The sequence below is a fragment of the Arachnia sp. genome (genome assembly GCF_057238465.1).
This window is the reverse complement of sequence record NZ_DBHHFZ010000002.1, coordinates 120,884-143,324: the sequence shown is the minus strand read 5'-3', so window position 1 is coordinate 143,324 and position 22,441 is coordinate 120,884. Positions and strand designations below refer to the sequence as shown.

Sequence of the window (22,441 nt, the reverse complement as noted above, 5' to 3'; positions counted from 1 at the left end):
GCGCGCAGGAATCCTCATCACCCGATGCGTCCGGAGCCGTTCCTGAACGTGACCGAAAACCTGAACACCATCTCCGCCACCGCGCGGCTGTTCACCCCCGACGCACCGTTGGTGCTCGCCAGCGGCGCCGAGCTGGCGCCCGTCGATGTCGCCTACGAAACCTACGGGGAGCTGAACCCGCAAGGTTCGAACGCCATTTTCGTGTGTCACGCCCTGACCGGTGACGCCCATGCCGCCGGCCTCAGGGCAGGCGACCGGAAACCCGGCTGGTGGGACAATCTCATCGGTCCCGGCAAGGTGGTGGACACGAACCGCTGGTTCGTGGTGTGTGCGAACATCCTGGGGGGATGCCGCGGCACCACGGGGCCGTCATCGGTCAATCCCGCAACGGGTGAACCCTACGGCCTGGACTTCCCGCTGCTGGCGATGTCGGATTTCGTGACGGTTCACCGCCGCTTGGGCCAGCACCTGGGCGTCGAACGCTGGGCCGTTCTGTTGGGGGGATCGCTGGGAGGGATGCAGGTCCTCCAATGGACGTTGTCCCACCCCCAGGACTGCGAAAACGCGATCATCATCGCCGCTTCGTCACGGCTGACCGCGCAGAACATCGCCTTTTCCGCAGTGGGCCGGCAGGCCATCATGCGGGACTCGGCCTTCCGGGGGGGACGTTTCCTCAGTGAGGGCACGATGCCCGCGAAGGGGTTGTCGGTGGCCCGGATGCTGGCCCACATCACCTACCTGTCGGAGGATGCGTTCAGCGCGAAATTCGGCAGGTCGGCCCAGTCGGGGAAGCTGGATCCCGGTTTCGGGATCGACTTCGCAGTCGAGAGCTATCTGGAACACCAGGGCGAGGCCTTCCTGGAGCGCTTCGACGCTCTCAGCTACCTGTACCTGACCCGGGTCATGGACTACTTCGACCCCTTCGCCTCCGATGACGCCTTGGCGAGGCTCACGGCCGATCCCGTGAAATTCCTCCTGGTGAGTTTCGACAGCGACTGGCGATTCGACACCGATCACTCCCGCCGGATCGTCCAGCACCTGGAGGGAGCCGGTCTTCCCACATCATTCCGAGAGATCCAGTCCCAGTGGGGGCACGACTCGTTCCTGCTGGACCTGCCGGACTACCATGCCGTGCTACGGGCCTTCCTGGACCGGGCCTCGGGGGAGGGGAACCGATGACACGCTCCGACCTGCGGCTGATCGCGAGGCTCATACCGGAACATTCCCGGGTGCTTGACCTCGGATGCGGCGACGGGGAACTCTTGCGGCTGCTCGAGAAACGCGGCTGCCACGGAACCGGGGTCGAGATCGAACCGGAGCTCTTCCTCGCCGCCCTGCGGCACGGCGTCAACGTAATAGACCTGGACATCAACACTCAGCTGAATCAGTTCGAGGACGGTTCCTACGATGTCGTCGTGCTGTCCCGGACCCTGCAAAACCTCCGGCAACCGGCCGAGGTGCTGAGGGAGATGGCGAGGATCGCGGGACGCGGCGTGGTCTCAATGCCGAACTTCGTGCACTGGCGCAACCGGATCCGGTTGCTGACCGGGCGCATGCCCGTCACCAAGGACCTGCCGTACAGCTGGTACGACAGCCCCAACCTGCACTTCACCTCGTTGAAGGACCTGTCACCGCTGTTCGCCCGGCTCGGCCTCGAGGTGGAGCGCTGCATCCCTCTCAACGAGAGCGGCCGGCCCATCAGGACGGGGGAGTGGGGGGCCAACCTGTTGGCGAGTTCCGCGGTCTATCTGCTTCAAGGCATGCGGTGATCCCGCTGCAGGCCCTGCACCGTACCCGGATTCCCGGTCCACTGACCGTTCTGCTCGCCCTGCTCGCCGGGCTGGGTCTGGCCATGGGATTCGCCCCCTGGGGGCTCTGGCCGTTGACGATCATCGGGGTGGGGCTGCTGACGTGGCTGGTCGCGGGACGTGGTCCTTGGACGGGTTTTGGCATCGGCATGCTGGCGGGCTGTGTCCTGTACGGCACAACCATCTGGTGGGTGGGTGCGCAGGCGGGACCAGTGGTCTGGGTGCTGGTCGTGGTGATGGCCATCTGGGTCGGGCTTCTCGGAGCCGCATCCTCCCTCATCACCCGGTTGCCCGGCTGGTGTTTCCTGGTCCCGTTGTCCTGGGGGGCCATCGAATACGGCGCCGGGCAGATTCCGTTCGGGGGGTTTCCCTGGCTGCGGCTCGGTCACACGACCATCGACCAGCCCCTGGCCGGCTGGTTGCCGTTGGTGGGAACCCCGGGAGCCACCTGGTTGGTGGCGATGGTGGGATGCTGCTGTCTGGCCGTGATCGTTCAGCGACGCCGGCTGGTTCCGTTGATCTTTGTCACGGGGGTTTTCGCAATCGGTGGCGGATCGCTCCTGATACCCACGGACCGCGGTGGCGAGGACATCTCGGTGGGCATGGTCCAGGGCAATGCGCAACTGGGGCTGCACGGTGGCTACATCGCCGCCACCGGGGCGACCCCCCACCACCTGAGCGAAACCATCTTCCTGCTGGCAGACGCACGAGCCCACGGCCGCGACCTGGACATGATCGTCTGGGCGGAGAACTCCACCGACACCGATCCGATGCTCAACCCGACCACGAGGGCACAGGTTAGTGCCGCCGTCGAGCTGGCCCGGGTTCCCCTGGATCTGGGGGCGATCACCGCGGGTCCCGAACCCCAGACCCGGCGCACCACCACGCTGGTCTGGGCTCCGGAAAAAGGAGTCGTGGATCACTATCACAAACGCAATCTCGCCCCCTTCGGGGAGTTCGTGCCCTACCGAGACGTCCTGGAACCCCTGTTCCCGGATGTGAAACGGGCCGGGTACCAGTCGATACCGGGCACCGACCCGGGTGTCGTGAGAGTACCGACCCGCACCGATCCGGACCTGAGGGTGGGCACCGTGATCTGTTACGAACTGGCCTATGACCAGACCGTCTACGACACCGTCGCGAACGGCGCCGAGATTCTGGTGGCGCAGAGCACCACCCACAATTTCTCGGGCACCATCGAACCCCAGCAGCAGATGAACATGAACCGGGTGCGGTCGGCGGAGCTCGGGAGGGAGTTCATCGCCAGCACCCTCAACGGCTACTCGGGATTCATCGACGCCAGGGGAGGGCTGCACGAACCCACCCGGGAATACACCGCGGCGCACCGCATCTACACCGTCCCCAAACGGAGCAACGTCACCCTGGCGGTGCACCTGGCGCCGATACTGGGTCCGACCCAGGTACTCGGTTGTCTGTTGGCCGCCGGATTCGGGGTCCGTGCGGCCCGCATCGCCCGCCGGGCCGGTAGTCTTGAGCGGACGTCCACAAACTCGGATGAACAGGAGAAACAATGACCGAGGCCTCACGCACCGGCGAGGTGCTCGTCATCATTCCAACGTTCAACGAGGCCCAGAACATAGAGAGCATCGTCTCCCGGCTGCGGCGCAGCGTCCCGGGGGCCCACGTGCTCGTCGTGGATGACAACTCACCGGACGGCACGGGTGAACTCGTCGACGCGCTGGTGGCGCAGGACGATCACGTCCACGTCCTGCACCGCAGGGGCAAGGAAGGTCTGGGAGCGGCCTACCTGGCGGGATTTCACTGGGGTCTCGAACGAGGATACGGCGTGCTGGTGGAACACGACGCCGACGGTTCCCACCAGCCGGAACAGCTGCCCAGCCTTCTGGCCGCCCTGGAACACGCCGACATGGTCAAGGGTTCCCGCTGGGTCAAGAGCGGTTCCGTGGTGAACTGGCCCTGGACACGCAAGTTTCTCTCACGCGGGGGTTCCCTGTACATCCGGTTGATGCTCGGAATGCCGTACCGGGACATCACGGGCGGGTTCAACGCCTTCCGCGCCGACGCCCTCGCCGGGATCATAGATCTGCCCATCGACCGCCGGGGCTACGGAATCCAGCGCGACCTGACGTGGCACGCCCACCAGGCCGGGCTGCGCATCGTGGAGGTCCCCATCGAGTTCGTGGAACGCGAGTTCGGTGATTCCAAGATGGGCGGTACCGTGGTCAAAGAAGCCATCATCTCGACCACGAGAATGGGGCTTCAGCACCGTTGGCAGCAGCTGAAAAAACTTTTCGGGAGGCGCCGTGGCTGAACGAGGTATCAGGTTTCGGGGATCGGTGGGCCTGTTGTTGGTTCTCGCTCCTCTGCTCGTCTGCCTGGCGGCCGAGGTCGTCATCCTGGTCATGGTCACCAACGCCCTCGGCTGGTGGACCGTCGCCCTGCTGATCTTCACCACCCTGCTCGGCTGCTGGCTGCTCCAGCGGGAGGGGCGCCGCACCTGGGGTGCGCTGCTCGAGTCCTTGGGCAGGGGTTCCCTGCCGCCGGGACGAACCGCCGACGCGGTTCTGGTCATGGTCGGTGGTCTCCTGCTCATCATGCCCGGATTCATCACCGACATCATCGGATTGCTGCTGCTGATCCCGCCAAGCAGGCACCTGGTCCGCAGCACCCTGGGGAAGCTGTTCGGAAGAGCGATCGGAAACCCCTCCGAACAGCCCGTCGTGATCGAGGGAGAAGTGGTTCAGGAATCCCCGGCCTCCGACACCATGATTCCGGAGATCAGCCCGCCGAGCCCCTGAGCTTGTCCAGCTGCTCCGCCAGGATGTCCTCCAGCTCCGGGATGCTGCGCCTTTCACGCAGCATGTCCCAGTGGGTCCTGGGGGGTTTCGCCTCCTTCGCCTCCCCCGTTGCGCCATCGGAGCGTTTCGCCATCTGACCGCACCACTTGCACTCCCACTCGAAGGGCAGCTCCGCCTCGATGGCGAAGGTGACCTCGAAGTGATGGCCCTTGGGGCAGTCGAATCCCACTTGGCTGCGTTCAGCGAACTCGATTCCCTGTTCGTCCTCGAAGCTCTTGGCTCCCAGGCCGACACCACGAAGTGCTCGATCTGCCATGTCTTTGACCTCCCTACTTGGAGTTGAACGTCTCAGATGCTTCTCAGGTTCCAAGACTGCGGGCCCACATGCCCCGGGCCTGCAGCACATCACGAAGAAGGTCCGGACGGTCCGTGACTATGCCGTCCACCCCCCAGTCGATGAGTGTGTGCATGTCGTCGCGCACATCGATGGTCCAGACGTGCACCCGGTACCCGGCGCGATGGATCGCCCCGACACGCGCCTTGGTCAACAACTTGATCCTCACCCCTGCCACCTCGTGGGAGACGGGGATCTGGAACACGCCCGGGCCTCCCGGACGGCAGGTGCGGATGTTGCCCACCGTCATGGCCGCCACCCCCACCGGACCGACGGCCGTGGTGACCCCGGGCATCAGTTTCCGGAACCTGTTGATCCGGCGCTGCGAGAAGGACCCGACACACACCCGCTGCTCGGCGTGGAAGCGACGGACGATTCTCGCTAGGGGTTCAACGGCGCCGGGAGCTTTGAGATCGAAGTTGAAACGCGCCTCGGGGAAAGCCTCGAACAGTTCCTCCACCGTCGGAATCGGTTCCCGTCCACCGACACGAACCTCGCGCACGGCTGCGAGGGGCAGCCGTGCGATGTGTCCCTCCACGTCGGTGACCCGGGCGAGGTTCGGGTCGTGAAAGGCCACCAGGTGCCCGTCGGCGGTGGCGTGAACATCGGTCTCCAGGTACTCGTAGCCCAGCGCAACCGAGTTGGCGAAGGCCGCCAGGGTGTTCTCGATACCGAGGTTGGCAGTGAGCAAGGCACCACCGCGATGCGCCATCGCGATGAACTCCGGTTCTAGGAAACCTGCACACATGGGAACCATTATGCCTAGTGTCGTCGTGTTCGTTGCATGGAAGTGGGAGACTTGCTCACATGCACAATGTCCTATCAATCCAGTCGGCCGTCGCTTACGGCCACGCAGGTAACTCGTCCGCCACCTTTCCGCTGCAGCGGGCCGGCGTGAACGTGTACCCCGTATACACCGTCACCTTCTCCAACCACACCGGCTACGGAAGCTGGCGCGGCCCCATGATCGCGGCCTCGGATGTCGCGGACGTGGTCACTGGAATAGACGAGCGGGGAGCCCTCGCCGGTGTCGATGCCGTGCTCGCGGGCTACCTCGGTTCGGCCGACGTGGGGCAGGTCGTGCTGGATGCCGCGGCCCTGGTGAAGTCGCGCAACCCGGAGGCGATTTTCCTCGCCGATCCGGTCATGGGCGATGTCGGACGGGGTTTCTACGCCCGGCCGGGCATCCCGGAGTTCTTCCGCGACCACGTCGTGGCCGCCGCGGACATCATGACCCCGAACCTCTTCGAGCTGCAGTACCTGGTGGGGCGCGAGACGGGCCCCCTGTCCGAGGTGGTCGAGGCGGCCCGTGAGCTCCGGGACCGTGGTCCCGGGATCGTGGTCGTGACCTCGGTCGTGGCCACCGACGCCCCGGACGGTCTGCTGCGGATGCTGGCCGTCGACGCGGATCGGGCCTGGCTGGTCGAGACCCCGATGCTGGACCGCAGCTTCACCGGCTCGGGTGATCTCACCGCGGCCATGTTCCTCGCACACTGGTTGCGCACCGGGGACCTCGGTGAAACTCTCGGGGCGACCGCATCGGTGGTCTACTCGATCCTGGAACAGACGGCGATCAGCGGGGAGGCCGAGCTGCAGCTCGTGGCCGCCCAGGAGCAGGTGGTGAACCCGGTCAACAGGTTCACCGCGCACGCCCTCTGATCGCGGTCAACTCGGAGCGTCTCCCCAGAAGGTGTTGATCTGGGCCCCGAGCTGGTTGAAACGCCTCGGCAGGTCCTCGTAGCCCCGGTTGATCACGTAGACATCCCGCAGGATGGTGGTTCCGCGGGCCGCGAGGGCCGCCAGGAACAGACACACCGAGGGCCGCAGTGCAGGCGGGCACTCGATGTCACGCCCACGCCACTTGGTCGGGCCGATGACCATCAGTTTGTGGGCGTCCATGACGGTGACGTTCGCCCCCAGGTCGCCAAGCTTCTTCAGATGCACCGCGCGGTTGTCGTAGACCCAGTCGTAGATGATCGACTGTCCCTCGGCCGTCGCGCAGATCAGGGCGAAGAAGGGCAGGTTGTCGATGTTCAACCCCGGGAACGGCATTGGATGGATCTTGTCCAGGGGGGCCCTCAGCTCGGACGGTTTCACGGTGACGTCCACCAGCCGGGTGTGACCGTTGCCCGATGGGTATTCGCTGCTCAGCACCATTCGCTGACCCATCTCCTCCAGGACTGCGAACTCCACCTCCAGGAACTCGATGGGGCAGCGCTTGACCGTCAGTTCCGAGCGGGTGACGATGCCTGCGGTGATGAGGCTCATCGCTTCGATCGGGTCCTCCGAGATGTGGTATTCGACATCCTTGTTGATCTCCTTGACGCCCTGGATGCGCAGGGTGGTGGTTCCGATGCCCTCCACGCCGACCCCCAGCTCGCGTAGGAAGAAACACAGGTCCTGCACCATGTAGTTGCCGGAGGCGTTGCGGATCACGGTCAGTCCCGGGGTGCGGGCGGCGGCCATGATCGCGTTCTCGGTGACCGTGTCCCCACGCTCCACCAGGGTGATGTGGTGTTCGGGCGCCCCGTCGCGCTGCACGGTGGCGTGGTACTGGCTGTCGTGCGCCTCCACGGACAGGCCGAGGCGTTTCAGGGCGGACATGTGCGGATGCACGGTCCGGGCCCCGAGGTCACACCCGCCGGCGTAGGGGAGCTCGAAGGAATCGAACTCGTGCATCAGGGGACCGAGGAACATCAGGATGGAGCGCGTGCGGCGGGCGGCGCGCTGATCGATGGTCTCGGGGGTGAGTTTCTCCGGGCGGGTCAGTTCGAGATCCTGGCCCCCGTTGGTCGGGGTGACGGTGACCCCGATGGACTGGAGGACGTCGCAGATGCGATCCACCTCCTCGATGCTGGCTATCCCGCGAAGCACCGTGCGGCCGCGGTTGAGCATTGAGGCGCATAGCAGCGCGACGGCCGCGTTCTTGGAGGAACGGACCTCGATCTCTCCCTCGAGTCTCGTCGGCCCGGTGATCTCGAAGTTGACGGTGCCCTCGGTGGCAGCCAGTATCAGGGGCATCTCGAGCGCCGATGCCAGCCTCTCGATCATGTTAAGCGAGACGTTCTGCTGGCCCATCTCTATCCGGTGGACGGCTGACTGTGAGGAGTTGATTTCATCGGCGAGGCGCTGCTGGGACCATTGACGGGCCTTGCGCGCCTCCCGGATCATGATTCCCAGGGACTGGCTGGTGGCGGTCATGGCGCCATCTTAACTCATATCTGAGATAACGCCCGTCGCCCGGTGCGGGCCCACGTGAGGCGGCGGGCGCACTAGAGTGGGCTCCATGACCCACGAATACGACGTCTGCGTGCTCGGCGCCGGTCCCGGTGGCTACGTTGCCGCCATCCGTGCCGCCCAGCTCGGCCTGAAGACCTGCATCATCGAGAAACGCTACTGGGGGGGCGTGTGCCTGAACGTCGGCTGCATCCCGACCAAGTCGTTGCTGCGCAACGCGGAGCTGGCTCACATCGTCACCCACGAGGCCGCCGCCTTCGGCATCCAGGGCGAGATCACCGTCGACTACGGCAAGGCCTTCTCCCGTAGCCGCCAGGTCTCGGAGCGGATGACCAAGGGAATCCACTTCCTGATGAAGAAGAACAAGATCAAGGAGTTCAACGGCTGGGGCACCTTCGTCGACGCCCACACCATCGACGTCGCCGACGACAGCGGCGCCACCACCCGGGTGACCTTCAACAACGCCATCATCGCGGCCGGATCGACCACGAAAATGCTTCCCGGAACCCAGGTCTCGGCCAACGTGGTCACCTACGAGGAACAGATCCTGGCCGACAAGCTCCCGGGCTCGATCATCATCGGCGGTTCCGGGGCCATTGGAACCGAGTTCGCCTACGTCCTGCGCAGCTACGGAGTCGACGTGACCATCGTCGAGTTCTTCGACCGGATGGTTCCCAACGAGGACGCGGAGATCTCCGCCGAGATCACCAAGGCCTACAAGAAACTGGGCATCAAGGTGCTGACCTCCACCAAGGTGGAGTCCATCGAGGACACGGGCAGCGGGGTGCGAGTCACAGTCAGCCCCGCCAAGGGCGGTGCCGCCCAGGTCCTGGAGGCGGATCGTTTCCTCTCGGCGGTCGGGTTCGCCCCGCGCACCGAGGGTTACGGTCTGGAGAACACCGGGGTCACCCTGACCGAACGCGGCGCCATCGCCGTCGACGACTACCTCCGCACCAACGTCCCGGGGATCTACGCCATCGGCGACTGCACGGCAAAGATGATGCTCGCCCACGTCGCCGAGGCCCAGGGCATGGTGGCGGCCGAGACCATTGCCGGGGTCGAGACCCACCCCGTCGACTACGACATGATCCCGCGGGCCACCTACTGCCAGCCGCAGATCGCTTCCTTCGGCTACACCGAGCAACAGGCCAAGGACAAGGGCCACGAGGTCAAGGTCTCGAAGTTCCCCTTCGCCGCCAACGGCAAGGCTTGGGGCCTGGGGGAGGGGGTCGGTTTCGTCAAGCTCGTCGCCGATGCCCGCTACAACGAGTTGCTGGGCGCCCACATGATCGGCCCCGACGTCACGGAACTGCTTCCGGAGCTCATCCTGGCCCAGAAGTACGAGCTGAGGGCCGACGAGATCGCGCACGCCGTTCACGCCCACCCGACGCTGTCCGAGGCCATCAAGGAGGCCGCTCACGGCATCAGCGGGCACATGATCAACCTCTGATCCAACTGGACCGGAGACAGAACGGACGGGACGGTACCCTAGGGGGTATACAATCGGTTTTCTCAACCAGTGATTGGAGCCTTCTATGTGCCGTCCCGTTTCCTGCCCGCGTTGCCACAAGACCACCTGGGCCGGGTGTGGCCAGCACATAGAGGAAGCGCTGCAGGGCGTGTCCCCGGAGAAACGCTGCAGCTGCCCCAGGAAAGCGGACCGGTGACACGACTGGATCCCGATGCGGTGAAGCCATCGCTGCTTCGCCTGAAACGTGCCAGCGGGCAGCTCAACGCCGTGATTCGCATGATCGAGGCCGGTCGGGAGTGCGAGGAAGTGGTGACCCAGATCGCGGCGGTCTCCAAGGCCATCGACCGGGCCGGCTATTCGATCATCGCCCACGGCATGCGTGCCTGCCTGCTGGACGATCCGACGGGGGAGTCCATAGACACCCGGAAACTGGAAAAGCTTTTCCTGAGCCTGTCGTGATCAGAAGCCATTCAGGTTGACGGGACCAAACGCGGTCGCGAACAACCGGGAGAGCTCCTGGACAGCGCCAGGGGAGCCGTGGATGATGCCGGAACGGGCCAGTTGCGCGGCGGTCACATCGCCGAACCAGAGCCGGGCCAGGCTGTCCACGCCGAGCTCAACGGCAGGGGAGAGGGAGGTTTTCACGGCCTCCCCCCGGCCTTCTCGCACCGTGATGCGCCAGGTTCCCTCGCAGAATCCCATCGGATCCGCGACCTTGACGACCACTTGGCCGTCCGACTCGAAACCGCGATCCGCAACCGCCCTCTCCAGGTCCAGGATCCGCAACCAGATGCCATCGCAAATGCCGTTCTGCTTGATGGCCCAGGGGTCGACGAGTGAACCCGGCAGGGGATCGTCCGGGGCGGCTGAACCGTAGGTGAGTTTCTCGACCAGATCGAAACTGGCCAGGCCCTGCCACAGCGCACGGTCGATCTCGGGGTTGGGGGAGCACACCGACAGGACCGCCGTGGGTGCGGGGGAGTCGCTTTGTTTGCTCTCGAAACCACCGTGCTTGAACTCCGCGAATCCGTCCGGGGCACCGGAGGCGTCGAAGTGGAGCAGATACCGCAGTTTCCTGGACGGTCCCTGCTCGTCGAAGTCCCAGGTGCCGTCCGCCTTGGCGAGATGCATGCCCAAGGGACTGAACGCACCGCGATGGGCCAGCTGATGGACGGCGGACAGGTGTTCGAATATGTTCTCGTCGAGTGGGGGATTGGCGAGTTCCAGTGACCCCGGGGCAACCGCCACATCCGGGCGGATGGCGAAACGCCGGGTGTCGATCTCCCAGCTGACGTGCCGATTGGCGACCCCGAAACCGAAGCGGCCGTAGATGGTGGCCTCGCTGGCGCTCAACGCGGCCAGCGCGAGTCCCTCGGCCCTGGCGCGCCGGAGGTGGTGGTCCATCATCATGCGCATCAGGCCACGGCGGCGATGGGTGGGACGGACCGCGACGGTGTTGATGGCCATGGCCGGGACGATGTTCCCGCCGACGTTTGCCCGGATCGGCGCCCAGACCAGTCCGGCGACCACCTGACGTCCCTCGAGTCCGGACCCTTCCGTGGTGACCATGCCGAGGGTCGCACCATCGGCGCGCCGGTGCCTGCGGAAAGCGGCCAGGCCGTCATCGGAGGCGCGGCCCTCGAGGAAGACAATCGCGAACAGATCCAGGTACGCGGCCCAGCGAGGATCGTCGTCCGGGGTGTCGAGCGGCAGGAGTTCGAGTTCGTAGGGTTCCATCACCACGACAGTCTATGAGGCCCGGCCATCGGGGACGAGGACGAGAACACCGCGGGAGGGCCGGTTGGTGCGCGTGCGGTTCAGCATTCCTCCCACCGGTCCAAATGTCCGATAAGGATCATTATGTAATTATAAGAACGGTTCGGAGGCCTCCTGGCCGGACACCGCGAGGCCCCACCTCTCCTCCGCCCCTTCCCATATTCTGGGCCGTACCGTTCGAGATTGGAGCCGCAATGTTCACCGAAGAGCAGATTCCCGAGCTTCTCGCTCAGCTCACCCTCGAGGAAAAGTGTTCACTGCTCTCCGGCAGTGATTTCTGGCGCACCCAGCCGGTCGAGCAACTCGGGATTCCCGCCCTGATGGTCTCCGACGGCCCCCACGGGCTGCGCAAACAGGCCGAGGGCGCCGACGAGATGGGCCTGGAGGAATCGGTGCCGGCCACATGTTTCCCCACGGCCGCGGCGCTCGCTTCCACCTGGGACACGGTGCTGCTCACCGAGATCGGCCGGGCGTTGGCCGAGGAGGCGAAGGCGCAGGGCGTCGGCGTGATCCTGGGTCCGGGCGTGAACCTGAAACGCTCCCCGCTGTGCGGGCGTAACTTCGAGTACTTCTCGGAGGACCCCCTGCTCGCGGGAGAACTGGCCGCCGCCCTGGTCGCGGGCATCCAGTCCGGAGGGGTCGGGACCTCCGTGAAGCATTTCGCCGCCAACAACCAGGAAACCGATCGAATGCGCACAAGCGCGCGGATCGACGAACGCACCCTGAGGGAGATCTACCTCAGCATATTCGAACGAATAATCGAACAAGCGCGTCCGGCGACATTGATGTGCTCATACAACCGGATCAACGATGTCTACTCGTCCGAGAACCGCTGGCTCCTGACCGAGGTGCTGCGCGAGGAATGGGGCTTCGACGGACTGGTGATGACCGACTGGGGGGCGGTCCACGACCGTGTCGCCGGGGTCGCCGCCGGGCTGGACCTGGAAATGCCTTCCTCGCGAGGCCGGAACGACCGGCTCGTTGCCGAGGCCGTCCGGACAGGCGTCCTGGACGAATCCGACCTGGACCGGGCCGTCGCACGCGTGCTGCGGCTGGTCTCCCGGTACCACCGGGAAACGTGTGCGGTTCCCGTTGACCTCGGGGCCCACCACGAACTGGCCCGCGAGGCCGCATCGCGAAGCGCCGTACTGCTGAAGAACGAGGGGGCGGCACTCCCCCTGCCCGGGCTCGGTGACGTCGTGATCATCGGGGAGATGGCCCGCACCCCCAGATATCAGGGGGCCGGATCGTCGCAGGTGAACCCGACCCGCCTGGACAATGCCCTCGACGCCCTACGGCGCAGGCACCCCGGTTTACCGTTCGAGCCCGGGTATCCCCTGCACGACTCCCCTGCGGCAGCCCTCCCCGCCGGGGAACTGCTCAGGCGAGCGCAGGAAGCCGCCACGGGCCGCACGGTCCTGCTGTTCCTCGGCCTGCCCGCCGCGGACGAGTCGGAGGGATACGACCGGCAACACATCTCGCTGCCCGCCGAACATGTGGATCTGTTGCGCGCAGTGCGCCGGGTGGCCGACGGGGTGATCGTCCTGCTCTCGAACGGCGCGGCCGTCGAGACCGCTTCCTGGCAGGACGACGCGGACGCGATCATGGAGCTGTGGCTGCCAGGCCAAGGCGGGGGTGAGGCCGTGGCGCGGCTGGTCACCGGCGAGGACTCCCCCAGCGGCAGACTGGCGGAAACCATCCCCGAGAGGCTGGAACAGCACCCCGCACAACTCAATTTCCCGGGTGAAGCGGGTGAGGTGCGCTACGGGGAGGGGATTTTCGTCGGATACCGCGGACTCCAGAAACTCGGGAACCAACCGAGTTACCCCTTCGGGCACGGTCTGACCTACACCACCTTCGAGTTCAGCGATCTGCAGGCGGAAGTAACCGAGATCACCCCCGAAACGGCTTTGGGCGAGGTGGTTCTCACCGTTTCGGTCACCGTCACCAACACCGGCAGCCGAAGCGGTGTCGCAGTTCCTCAGCTCTATATCGGATATCCGGTTTCCTCGGTGGACCGCCCTCCCCGGGAACTACGAGGTTTCCGGCACCTGGAGCTGGGGCCGGGGGAAAGCGCCCACGTTGAGATCCGGGTGACTCGCCGCGACCTGTCCTTCTGGGACGTGAGAACCCACTCCTGGAGCGTGGAACCGGGAAAAATCCGCGTCGAGATCGGGGCATCCGCGGAGGACATCAAACTGAACCTCGAGGCGGACCTGCTCGCTCCCCCATGGCTCCTTCCGCTGACGGAGTGGTCCACCGTCTCCGAGTGGAGACGGCATCCCGCGGCTTGGGAGAAGCTGGAACCTTTCCTGGCCTCCTTCGGGAAGGAATCGGAGTTCTTCCTGCAGGACCTGCCGGTGTGCAAGCTTCCGCTGATGTTCGAGGACACCCTGACCTTCGATCAGCTGAAAGAACTACTCGCCGAAATCCGCGCGACCCCCTCTGTTCCCTGAGCACACGGGCTGCTGAGACCGGTGATTCTCGACGACTGGCACGAAAACTCTGCTCCCTGAACGCACGGGCCGGTTAGCGGCCGGTCAAGGAGATTTGAAAAAGATCCGGGGATTCTTATTTGATCCCCGGCCAGTAGGCATTGGGATCCAGGCGGTTGCCGAAGATGGCCTGGCCGACACGAACGCAGGTGGCCCCGTACTCGATTGCCAGTTCGAAGTCACCGGACATGCCCATTGACAGTTCGTCCCAGCCCTTTCCGGTTGCGTCCCTCAACTCCTGCTGCACCTGGCGCATCACCTTGAAGCACCGCGCGATGCGCTCGGAGTCGTCGGTGAACAGCGCCAGGGTCATCAGTCCCCGGACATCCAGGGCGTCGAAGGCGTCAAGTTGTTTGGCGAAAGTCACCACCTCCTGCGGGGGCAGACCGAACTTCTGGTCCTCGTCGGAGCTGTTCACCTGAACCAGGACCTCAAGCCGGCGCCCTTCCTGGTGCAGCCGGCGATCCAGCTCCGAAGCGACCTTCAAGGAATCGAGGGCCTGGAACTCCGTCGCGAACCGGGCAACGTACTTGGCCTTGTTGGATTGCAGGTGACCGATCACGGCCCACTCGATGTCGGCCACCTCGCGCAGGGCCTCCCACTTGTTCTGCGCCTCCTGCACCTTGTTCTCCCCGAATCTCCGGTACCCAGCGGCGTGGGCCTCGAGAACGGCCTCCGGGGGTTTGGTCTTGGAGACGGGAAGCAGTCGGATCTCGCTGCTGTCGCGTCCCGCTCTCGCAGCCGCGGTCGCGATTTGCTGTTCGATCTTCTGCAGATTGGCGGCAATGCTGGTCACCCGCCCAAGTCTAGGACCACGACACCCAGGGGTTGTCCGTGGCAGAATTTCGGCTCGTGGAGAGCTTCCGTATCACCCGGGCCCGGCCCGTACCTGGACTCGGAACCGGCAGGTACAGCGAACCGTTGGACGTCACGGTGACGAACGGCACGATCACCGCCATCGAACCCACCCGGGGTGCCGGCGACGGCGACTTCGACGCCGACGGTGCGAACCTCATGCCCGGCCTTTGGGACAACCACACCCATTTCTCCTTGGCCGCGTTGATCAGCCAGTGCACCCGCTTCTCCCACAAGGCAACGCAACCGGAGATTCTCGCAGCAGTCGAGGATCACCTGCGGCACCGGCCAACGAGGCTGGTCGGCTACGGTTTCCGCTCGGCAACGTGGCCCACTCCCCCGACCGCAGCCGCTCTGGATGCAATCACCACCGTCCCGGTGGCGCTGATGTCCCGCGATCTCCACAGCGTCTGGTGCAACACCCCGGCCCTCGAACAGGCCGGGGCCGCCGGTCATCCGACGGGGTTCCTCGTGGAGGAGGAGGCCTTCGCCGCCATCCGTCGCATCATGTCCCGGTATTTCGACCTGCTGGAGCACGCCGTGCAGGCGGCCGAGCTGGAGGCCGCCTCCCGGGGGCTGGTGGGCATCGTGGATTTCTCCTCCGGTTGGGCCGTGGAAGCCTGGCAGCAGCGCGCTGCCTCCCGGCCCATCGGGCTGCGGGTGGAGGCCGCAACCTATCCCGAGCGGCTCGACGACCTGGTCGCCATGGGGGTCGGAACCGGTGACGTGCTGGCGGAGAACCTGAGGGTCGGGCCGCTCAAGGTCATCGCCGACGGCTCGATGGGCAGCCGCACCGCCCACTGCATCGTGCCTTACCCCGATCCCCTGCCGGGGTATCCGAACGGCAAACCCAACTACACCCGTCCTGAGCTGCTCGCATTGTTGAGACGAGCCCGTGAGGCCCGGCTCCGGGCTGCCGTCCACGCCATCGGCGACGCCGCCTGCCACGACGTCCTGGACGCCTTCGAGGTTTCAGGGGCACGCGGGTCCGTCGAGCACGTGCAGTGTGTCGCTCCCGCCGATCTTCCGCGATTCGCGCGGTTGAAACTGGTTGCGAGCATCCAGCCAGCGCACCAGCTGGAGGACGTCGGGGTGGTCGACCTGGTCTGGCCCGACGCGAAGGGTCGCGCCTACCCGATGCTCGACCTGCTGCGCGCGGGGGCGAGGCTGGCCTTCGGTTCCGACGCGCCCGTGGCCTCCCTCGACCCCTGGAAGGCCATCGAGGCGGCCTGTCACCGCCCCTACCGGGCGGACCAGGCGCTCACTCCCCTGGCCGCCCTGCAGGCCAGCACCCGGACCACGCTCAGCGTCGGGCAGCCCGCCGATCTGGTGCTCACCGCCGGTCCCGGAAAGGTGTTGCTGACGATGCTCGGCGGTCGGATCACCTTCACTCGTTGATCATTCGAAGGGGTCGGGGTCGCCCGCCCCGACCCGAACGACCTCCGGTTCGTCACCGCTGAGATCCACGACGGTTGTCGGGGTCAACCCGCAGTCACCGGAGTCCAGGACCGCATCCAGTTCGTGGCCGAGCAGCTCCTTGATGGTCCACCCTTCCACGAGTGGCTCGGGGTGATCCGGAAGCAGCAGGGTGGAGCTGACCAGCGGTGAACCGACCGCGTCGAGGAGGGCGAGGGTGGTGCGGTGATTGGGAATCCGCACGCCGATCGTGCGTTTCTTCGGGTGCTGCATCATCTTCGGCACCTCGCGGGTGGCTTTCAGGATGAAGGTGTACGGCCCCGGGGTTGCCGCCTTGACCGCGCGGAAAACCCAGTTGTCCATCTCGACGAAGGCCCCGAGCTGGGCGAACTCGGAGACCACCAGGGTGAAATGGTGCCTGTCCCCCAGCTGCCTGATTCGCCTGATGCGTTCGATTCCCGATCCGTTGCCCAGGGCGCAGCCGAGCGCGTAACAGGAATCGGTGGGGTAGGCGATCAGCCCGCCCTCCTCAAGGATCCGCACCATCTGGCTGAGGGTGCGGGGCTGCGGATTCTCAGGATGCACGTCGTAGTACTGGGCCACGGATTCACCTTAACCCGCCGGGCAAGTCTGGGGAACCGTGCTGGTCCCCATCCGGTCCGTTGTTCCTGGCCGGAGATTCCCATCCGGTGGTGAGGACGCTCCCCGTCACCAGGTTCGTTCGGTGGGCACCCTGGCCTCCTGATGCACGGTGACGTCCACCATGGGAAGCACCCGGATGGCGGTTCCCTCTACGACGGCGGTTGTGAACGTTGGTGCACGGTCAACCCTCACGGTGAAACCGCTGAGGGACGAGTTGAAGATGGCCCGTTTCCCGGCCTCCCGGCCATCCTCCACGGATCCTCCCAGAACGGCAGCGGCCCGGGCCGAGTCCTGGGCGGCCGCCATGGCCGTCGATTCCGCCCACAACAACAACGACCACTGCAACGCGGCCAGCAGCACCAGCATCACGAGCGGCAGCAGCAGGGTGACCTGGACGCTGCCGCTCATGCCTCGTTGTTTCCGGCAAGGGCCTGAGGATTCAGCCATTCCGGCTCCGGTAGGTGTCGACGGGTGATGTTCCCTCCCCCGTAAGTGACCTGCTGGCCGGGAAACCGGGCATGGAGACCGGGAACACCGCCCGGCAGGTGAGCCGCACCGTCACGGACGCGACCGTTCCCATCGGGGCCGCCAGGCCTCTGGCGTCCACGCTCACCTGAGCATCGGTGCAGGTGATCCGGGAGTTGCCCAGCTCGGTCACGGCGGCATCCAGTGCCGCTCGTTCGGCCGATGCCTGTGAACGTTCCAACGAGGCCGCACGCGCCGCTCGTGTGGCGGCGGCGGTGACGGCCTGCTGCGCGAGGGCATGCCCGGCCATCACGATCACCAAACCGACGAACAGCATCGCCACGGGCAGCACCAACGCCGCCTCCACTGCCACGGAACTTCCTCGTTCCGATGCTCTGGGGATCATCTGCATCCTTCCGGATCACCGTCAAACCATCCTGCCACTCAAAGAGCATGGACGGCTAGGCTAGGCATCAGAATCAATCCTGAAAGGAATGCTCATGGTCAAGAAGGTAGCCATTCTCACGGCCGGCGGTTTCGCGCCGTGTCTGTCCTCGGCCATTGGTGGTCTCGTCCAGCGGTATACCGAGGTGGCTCCCGAGGTGGAGATCATCGCATACAAGCATGGCTACCAGGGGCTTCTGCAGGGTGATTACTTCGTCGTCGACGAGGCCGTCCGAGCAAAAGCGCACCTGCTGCACACGTTCGGCGGTTCCCCCATCGGAAACTCCCGGGTCAAGCTCACCAACGTCAAGGATCTCGTCAAACGCGGACTGGTTGCCGAGGGTGCCGATCCGCTCAAGGTCGCAGCCGACCGTCTCGTCGCGGACGGCGTGGATGTCCTCCACACCATCGGCGGCGATGACACCAACACCACGGCCGCCGATCTGGCCGCTTTCCTCGCCACCAACGACTACCCGTTGACCGTGGTCGGCCTGCCCAAGACCATCGACAACGACGTGATCCCGGTCCGTCAGTCGCTTGGTGCCTGGACCGCCGCGGAGCAGGGAGCGATCTTCGCCAAGAACATCGTCGCCGAGCACAACTCGGGTTCCCGGATGCTCATCGTGCACGAGGTCATGGGACGCCACTGCGGCTGGCTGACCGCAGCCACCGCCGTCGAGTACCGCAAGTGGCTGGACACTCAGGAATGGCTGCCCGGGATCGGTTTGTGCCGTGAGGCGTGGGACATCCACGCCGTTTACGTGCCCGAGGCGGTCATCGACATCACCGCCGAGGCCGAACGCCTCAACAAGGTGATGGACGAGGTGGGCAATGTCACCATCTTCCTCTCGGAGGGCGCGGGCCTGGAGTCCATCGTCGCGGAGATGGAAGCTGCGGGCGAAGATGTGCCGCGCGACCCCTTCGGTCACGTGAAACTCGACAAGGTGAACCCCGGGAAGTGGTTCGGGGACAAGTTCGCGGAGAAACTGGGGGCCGAGAAGGTGATGATCCAGAAGTCGGGTTACTTCTCCCGGTCGGCCGCTGCCAATGAGGCGGACCTGGCGCTCATCAAGCGGTGCACCGATCTGGCGGTCGACTGCGCTCTCGCGGGCAGGTCCGGCGTCATCGGCCAGGACGAGGAGAACAACGACGAGCTGACGGCGATCGCCTTCGAACGCATCAAGGGCGGTAAGCCGTTCGACATCACCCTGCCCTGGTTCACCGAGCTGGTGGCCGCCATCGGTCAGCCCGCACCGGTGGCCGCCGCAACCCACTGATCAGTCGCGATGGCGGTACCTAGTGAGCAGGGCCGCCATCGCAGCCCCGATGCCGAGACCGGTTATCGTGCCCATCCCGTAACCGATCCTCGTTCCGGCCCGGACCCCCTGCGCTGCCACATCGACCGGTATCGCAGGGGTCGGGTCGGGTGGTTCCCCAGCTTCCTGGTTCGTGGTTTTCGGGTTTTGCGGGTCGACCATTGGCCGATCGACCCCGGTTCTCTCCCCAGCCCATGCTGCGCAGAACAGCAGGATGCTCGACAGGAGGTTGAACAAGATCATGATCACGATCACGGGCCCGAAAACCACGGCAGCGGGATTGGAAGTGAAAATACCGAGCAGCGCTCCCGCGAACTGTTGCAGCAGAGCAACCAGAGCTGCACCCACCGTGGAGGGCAGCAACCAGCTGTGGGGGCGGATCCGAGTCCTCGGGAGGGTGCAGAAGAGGAAGGCGAGCAGTAGCCAGCTCACCAGGAGGGTGAGGAGCAGGTGAATCAGCCAGCCGATCACCCCTGCTGAACCAATCCAGGACATCCCGATGACGGCGATTCCTGATGGGAGCAGCAGGCAGGCGAACAAGCCGAGAAGCACCAGCAGGTTTCCGCCCAGTTCCTTGAGGAACCCCCGGATGCCTTTTTCCTTTTCGATTTCCTGCTCATCGGTTTGCAGCATCCGGCAAAACCCAATCCGCAGATTCCCGACCCAGTTCGAGCCCGAGTAGGCAGCGGCAATCAAGGCGGTGCCGGCCAGACCATACCAGTTCGCTATCGCGTTTTTCAGTACATCGACTGCTTTCTCGGCGAGGTCCGTGCTGCCAAGAGCATCCACGATTCCGTCAGACAGAAGATGGAACCATTCAGGACGCAACACCGCCAAGGTGAATCCGGCCGCGGCCCCTGCCAGCATCAGCAACGGCACCAGGGTCAGAACCGAGAAGTAGGTGATTGCGGCAGCATGCTGTGGACCATGGCACCGCTTGTAGCGTTCAGTGACGGTGGTGAAATGTTTGACTGCTGGGTGTTCGAGAAGTTTTTTCACCCGGTCTTGGCCCTCCTGCGGGATTCGAGCTCGTTTTCCGGGTGCGGGCTCTGCTGCGCGATCCGTTCGCTCGGGAGGTCGCCGAGGGTCCCCTCGATTTCCTGCCAGACGCTGGAAACGGAAATCAGGAACATGCCCTGCCCGCCCTTGGTGAGGTCGAACAGTTCATTGGCGGTCGTGCACTCATAGACGCTGAACCCGTCGCTGACCAGCGTCAGTTCGGTCAGGTCCTCGACCCCGCGGGCCCGCAGATGATCGATCGCGATCCGGATCTGCTGCAGTGAGATCCCGACGTCCAGGAATCGTTTCACGACCCGCAGCAGCAGGATGTCGCGGAAGGAGTAGAGGCGCTGCGACCCCGATCCCGTGGCTCCCCGGATCTCCGGCACGACCAGCCCCGTCCGGGCCCAGTAGTCGAGTTGCCGATAGGTGATGCCGGCCACCTTGTGGGCCACGGGGCCACGGAACCCCAGGTCCTTGGAGACGGGGGTGAAGTCACCGTCGAACAGCGCGTCCTGCTGCGGTGTCTCATCCATATGCCTGATGCCATCAGCCACTGTGTCAGCCCCTAAGTTCTCCCGGCCGCTGGTTCTGCGGCACAACTGACGCTAACCGCCGGGTGCCCCGGTCGTGGACGACACGCCCACAGGTACCGTTGTAGATTCTAAACCCTCCAGCAAGGCTTCAGGGTTGTTCCCGTCCCTCACACGGGGTGCGGGATCCCCTCAGAAATCCTCCGGCTGGACCTGGTCCAGAAACTCCCGGAACTTCTCGACCTCGTCCACGTGAGCGATCTCGTCGGAGATCCCGACCTCGTCCAGGAGCTCTGCCGGGCAGTGGATGGGCCATCCCCGCCGGATCGCGAGGGCCACGACATCGCTGGGCCTGGCGTCGAAAGTCGAATCCCCCACCGTTATCTCCGCGTAGAACACACCATCCTCCACGGACTTGATCTTCAGCTGCGGCCGGGACTCCCCCGCCAGTTGCGCGATGACCTCCGCCAGGAGGTCCTGGGTGAGTGGCCTGGCGAACTGTTCCTTCTCCAGTGCGACGGCGATGGCGGCGGCGTCGACGGCGGAGATCCAGATCGGCAACAGGCGTTCCCCATCGTTCTCGCGCAGCAGGAGGACCGGGCCTTCATCGCCCACCTGTATTCCAACCACACACAACTCAACCATGTTCACAGCCTACGAGACCGTGTCAACCGAACAGTTGCGAGAACATCAAGCCGCTGTGTGCGTGCAGCACCAGGCGGTAAACCTCGCGGAGAACCTCCTTCGGAACCCCTTGGCGACCTTGGTACTGGCTGATGGCCTGTTCCACCAGCGCGGCCTCCAGGGAGGCCGACTGCTGGAGCACCCTCATCTGCCTGGGCTCGACCCCGTAGTCACCAAGGCGTTTCGCCGCCACCGCCAGGGCAAGCATCTCCCTGCCGTACCGTTGGGTGCCTTTCCGGTGCGAGATCACCTTCAGGCGCTCCAACTCGATCAGGGCGGCCTCCCCCAGCCCGGACTCCGAAAGAAGTTCCCTGCGCGTGAAGAGCTGGCGCTGGTTTCCCGGCTGTCTGGGTTGTCTCCGTGACGGTTCCGGGTTCTGGGGTGTCGTTGGCACGGTGGCATCCGGGGTCTCGGGAAGCACCTCTCCCCGGTCCATGGCGGCGAGCTCTTCGCGGATCACCTTGAGCGGAAGGTATCTGTCACGTTGGGCACGCAACACGAAGAGCAGCCGCTCCACGTCAGCCGGGTAGAAGCGCCGGTAACCGGAGGGATGGTCCCGTTCCGGGGAAATCAGCCCCTCGTTCTCCAGATACCTGACCTTTGAGACCGAGATGTCGGGAAATTCGCCCCGGATCGATTCCAGAACCTGACCGATCGTGCGCGGCGCGGCCGGCATCAGCTCCGCCCGGCCTCGCTCAACAGGATCGTCGCCCGGTATTTTCCGATCTGGATCTCATCACCGTGCCGCAGCTGGGCACGACCATCGATCAAGACCCTGTTGACATAGGTGCCGTTGAGGCTTCCCAGGTCCTCGAGGGTCAGCTGGCCGTCCGCGCGCACCAGCTTCGCGTGGTGACGGGAAACCGTGACGTCGTCCAGGAAGATGTCGGACTCGGGGTGCCGTCCGAGAGTGGTCACGTCGGAGTCGATCAGGAACTGCGACTCCTTCACCCCGCCCCGAGTGACGATCATCAACGCGTTGCCGGGAGCCAGATCTGCCGCATCGGCTGACAGACTCCCCCCCATGGCGGACAGATGCTCGTCCGTGAGAGCCGCGAGAACGCTCGTGGTGTCGTTCTTCGAATCCTTGAGATCCCCCTGGCGGTGGTTCCTGACCCCCGTCATC

General features: G+C 65.1%; 24 protein-coding genes. 11 read left to right on the top strand and 13 right to left on the bottom strand.

All coding sequences use genetic code 11. From position 1 onward, the window contains the following. Positions 1-24 precede the first annotated feature (24 nt). From metX to ACO6D6_RS02900, 5 genes are read left to right on the top strand one after another with little or no spacing between them, the layout of a single operon-like run. Positions 25-1,179 carry a homoserine O-acetyltransferase MetX gene (gene metX / locus ACO6D6_RS02920; RefSeq protein WP_484783101.1) on the top strand — a complete coding sequence of 385 codons (1,155 nt, stop codon included), beginning with the start codon at positions 25-27 and terminating at the stop codon, positions 1,177-1,179. Then, complete coding sequence (metW, locus tag ACO6D6_RS02915; RefSeq protein WP_484783100.1) at positions 1,176-1,769, top strand: methionine biosynthesis protein MetW; 594 nt, start codon at positions 1,176-1,178, stop codon at positions 1,767-1,769. The genes metX and metW overlap by 4 nt, the downstream gene beginning before the upstream one ends. Further along, positions 1,766-3,343, top strand: a complete 1,578-nt coding sequence (lnt, locus tag ACO6D6_RS02910; RefSeq protein ID WP_484783098.1) for an apolipoprotein N-acyltransferase — start codon at positions 1,766-1,768, stop codon at positions 3,341-3,343. Before metW ends, lnt begins: the two co-directional genes overlap by 4 nt. After that, the gene (locus ACO6D6_RS02905) at positions 3,340-4,101 is read left to right on the top strand and encodes a polyprenol monophosphomannose synthase (RefSeq protein WP_484783096.1); all 762 of its coding nucleotides are present in this window, start codon (positions 3,340-3,342) and stop codon (positions 4,099-4,101) included. Before lnt ends, ACO6D6_RS02905 begins: the two co-directional genes overlap by 4 nt. After that, the gene (locus tag ACO6D6_RS02900; RefSeq protein ID WP_484783094.1) at positions 4,094-4,588 is read left to right on the top strand and encodes an FxsA family protein; all 495 of its coding nucleotides are present in this window, start codon (positions 4,094-4,096) and stop codon (positions 4,586-4,588) included. The genes ACO6D6_RS02905 and ACO6D6_RS02900 overlap by 8 nt, the downstream gene beginning before the upstream one ends. Here the strand turns inward: ACO6D6_RS02900 and ACO6D6_RS02895 are convergent. Both ACO6D6_RS02895 and ACO6D6_RS02890 read right to left on the bottom strand, forming a co-directional pair. After that, positions 4,569-4,904, bottom strand: coding sequence for an RNA polymerase-binding protein RbpA (locus ACO6D6_RS02895; protein ID WP_484783093.1), 336 nt, complete (start codon positions 4,902-4,904; stop codon positions 4,569-4,571). The two genes, ACO6D6_RS02900 and ACO6D6_RS02895, sit on opposite strands and share 20 nt — an antisense overlap. 43 nt (positions 4,905-4,947) lie before the next feature. Then, entirely contained in the window at positions 4,948-5,730 is a 783-nt protein-coding gene (locus ACO6D6_RS02890; protein WP_484783092.1) for a glycerophosphodiester phosphodiesterase family protein, read from the bottom strand. Positions 5,731-5,789: 59 nt separating this feature from the next. Between ACO6D6_RS02890 and pdxY the strand changes: the two genes are divergently transcribed. Beyond that, positions 5,790-6,641 (top strand): pyridoxal kinase PdxY, encoded by an 852-nt coding sequence (gene pdxY / locus ACO6D6_RS02885; protein WP_484783091.1) that lies wholly within the window; start codon positions 5,790-5,792, stop codon positions 6,639-6,641. 6 nt (positions 6,642-6,647) lie between these two features. Here pdxY and ACO6D6_RS02880 read toward each other — a convergent pair whose 3' ends face one another. Further along, the gene (locus ACO6D6_RS02880) at positions 6,648-8,183 is read right to left on the bottom strand and encodes a helix-turn-helix domain-containing protein (protein ID WP_484783090.1); all 1,536 of its coding nucleotides are present in this window, start codon (positions 8,181-8,183) and stop codon (positions 6,648-6,650) included. An 85-nt stretch (positions 8,184-8,268) separates the two neighbouring features. On the opposite strand from ACO6D6_RS02880, the gene lpdA reads away from it, so the two are divergent. Both lpdA and ACO6D6_RS02870 read left to right on the top strand, forming a co-directional pair. Further along, the gene (gene lpdA / locus ACO6D6_RS02875) at positions 8,269-9,669 is read left to right on the top strand and encodes a dihydrolipoyl dehydrogenase (RefSeq protein WP_484783089.1); all 1,401 of its coding nucleotides are present in this window, start codon (positions 8,269-8,271) and stop codon (positions 9,667-9,669) included. Positions 9,670-9,882: 213 nt separating this feature from the next. Then, positions 9,883-10,149, top strand: a complete 267-nt coding sequence (locus ACO6D6_RS02870) for a metal-sensitive transcriptional regulator (RefSeq protein ID WP_484783087.1) — start codon at positions 9,883-9,885, stop codon at positions 10,147-10,149. On the opposite strand, the gene ACO6D6_RS02865 is transcribed toward ACO6D6_RS02870, so the two are convergent. Further along, positions 10,150-11,427 (bottom strand): GNAT family N-acetyltransferase, encoded by a 1,278-nt coding sequence (locus tag ACO6D6_RS02865; RefSeq protein WP_484783408.1) that lies wholly within the window; start codon positions 11,425-11,427, stop codon positions 10,150-10,152. A 233-nt stretch (positions 11,428-11,660) separates the two neighbouring features. Here ACO6D6_RS02865 and ACO6D6_RS02860 point away from each other — a divergent pair, with 233 nt between their 5' ends. Next, the gene (locus ACO6D6_RS02860) at positions 11,661-13,922 is read left to right on the top strand and encodes a glycoside hydrolase family 3 C-terminal domain-containing protein (RefSeq protein WP_484783086.1); all 2,262 of its coding nucleotides are present in this window, start codon (positions 11,661-11,663) and stop codon (positions 13,920-13,922) included. 115 nt (positions 13,923-14,037) lie between these two features. On the opposite strand, the gene ACO6D6_RS02855 is transcribed toward ACO6D6_RS02860, so the two are convergent. Continuing rightward, complete coding sequence (locus ACO6D6_RS02855; RefSeq protein WP_484783085.1) at positions 14,038-14,757, bottom strand: YggS family pyridoxal phosphate-dependent enzyme; 720 nt, start codon at positions 14,755-14,757, stop codon at positions 14,038-14,040. A gap of 38 nt (positions 14,758-14,795) precedes the next feature. Here ACO6D6_RS02855 and ACO6D6_RS02850 point away from each other — a divergent pair, with 38 nt between their 5' ends. Further along, a complete protein-coding gene (locus ACO6D6_RS02850) occupies positions 14,796-16,214 on the top strand; it encodes an amidohydrolase (protein ID WP_484783084.1) in 1,419 nt (472 codons plus the stop codon). Here ACO6D6_RS02850 and ACO6D6_RS02845 read toward each other — a convergent pair whose 3' ends face one another. The 3 genes from ACO6D6_RS02845 to ACO6D6_RS02835 form a co-directional block, all read right to left on the bottom strand. Then, positions 16,215-16,835, bottom strand: a complete 621-nt coding sequence (locus ACO6D6_RS02845; RefSeq protein ID WP_484783082.1) for an L-threonylcarbamoyladenylate synthase — start codon at positions 16,833-16,835, stop codon at positions 16,215-16,217. 105 nt (positions 16,836-16,940) lie between these two features. Beyond that, entirely contained in the window at positions 16,941-17,282 is a 342-nt protein-coding gene (locus ACO6D6_RS02840; RefSeq protein WP_484783081.1) for a TadE/TadG family type IV pilus assembly protein, read from the bottom strand. Positions 17,283-17,313: 31 nt separating this feature from the next. Next, positions 17,314-17,745, bottom strand: a complete 432-nt coding sequence (locus ACO6D6_RS02835) for a TadE/TadG family type IV pilus assembly protein (protein ID WP_484783080.1) — start codon at positions 17,743-17,745, stop codon at positions 17,314-17,316. A gap of 88 nt (positions 17,746-17,833) precedes the next feature. On the opposite strand from ACO6D6_RS02835, the gene ACO6D6_RS02830 reads away from it, so the two are divergent. Beyond that, positions 17,834-19,060 carry a pyrophosphate--fructose-6-phosphate 1-phosphotransferase gene (locus ACO6D6_RS02830; protein ID WP_484783078.1) on the top strand — a complete coding sequence of 409 codons (1,227 nt, stop codon included), beginning with the start codon at positions 17,834-17,836 and terminating at the stop codon, positions 19,058-19,060. On the opposite strand, the gene ACO6D6_RS02825 is transcribed toward ACO6D6_RS02830, so the two are convergent. The 5 genes from ACO6D6_RS02825 to ACO6D6_RS02805 form a co-directional block, all read right to left on the bottom strand. Then, positions 19,061-20,098, bottom strand: a complete 1,038-nt coding sequence (locus ACO6D6_RS02825) for a YihY/virulence factor BrkB family protein (protein WP_484783076.1) — start codon at positions 20,096-20,098, stop codon at positions 19,061-19,063. It lies immediately after the preceding gene. Further along, positions 20,095-20,634, bottom strand: a complete 540-nt coding sequence (locus ACO6D6_RS02820) for a MerR family transcriptional regulator (protein WP_484783075.1) — start codon at positions 20,632-20,634, stop codon at positions 20,095-20,097. The genes ACO6D6_RS02825 and ACO6D6_RS02820 overlap by 4 nt, the downstream gene beginning before the upstream one ends. A 189-nt stretch (positions 20,635-20,823) precedes the next feature. Beyond that, a complete protein-coding gene (locus ACO6D6_RS02815) occupies positions 20,824-21,276 on the bottom strand; it encodes a bifunctional nuclease family protein (RefSeq protein ID WP_484783074.1) in 453 nt (150 codons plus the stop codon). Between the two features lie 22 nt (positions 21,277-21,298). After that, the gene (gene ftsR, locus ACO6D6_RS02810) at positions 21,299-21,991 is read right to left on the bottom strand and encodes a transcriptional regulator FtsR (RefSeq protein ID WP_484783072.1); all 693 of its coding nucleotides are present in this window, start codon (positions 21,989-21,991) and stop codon (positions 21,299-21,301) included. Beyond that, positions 21,991-22,440 carry an FHA domain-containing protein gene (locus ACO6D6_RS02805; RefSeq protein WP_484783071.1) on the bottom strand — a complete coding sequence of 150 codons (450 nt, stop codon included), beginning with the start codon at positions 22,438-22,440 and terminating at the stop codon, positions 21,991-21,993. The genes ftsR and ACO6D6_RS02805 overlap by 1 nt, the downstream gene beginning before the upstream one ends. Position 22,441: the final 1 nt, after the last annotated feature.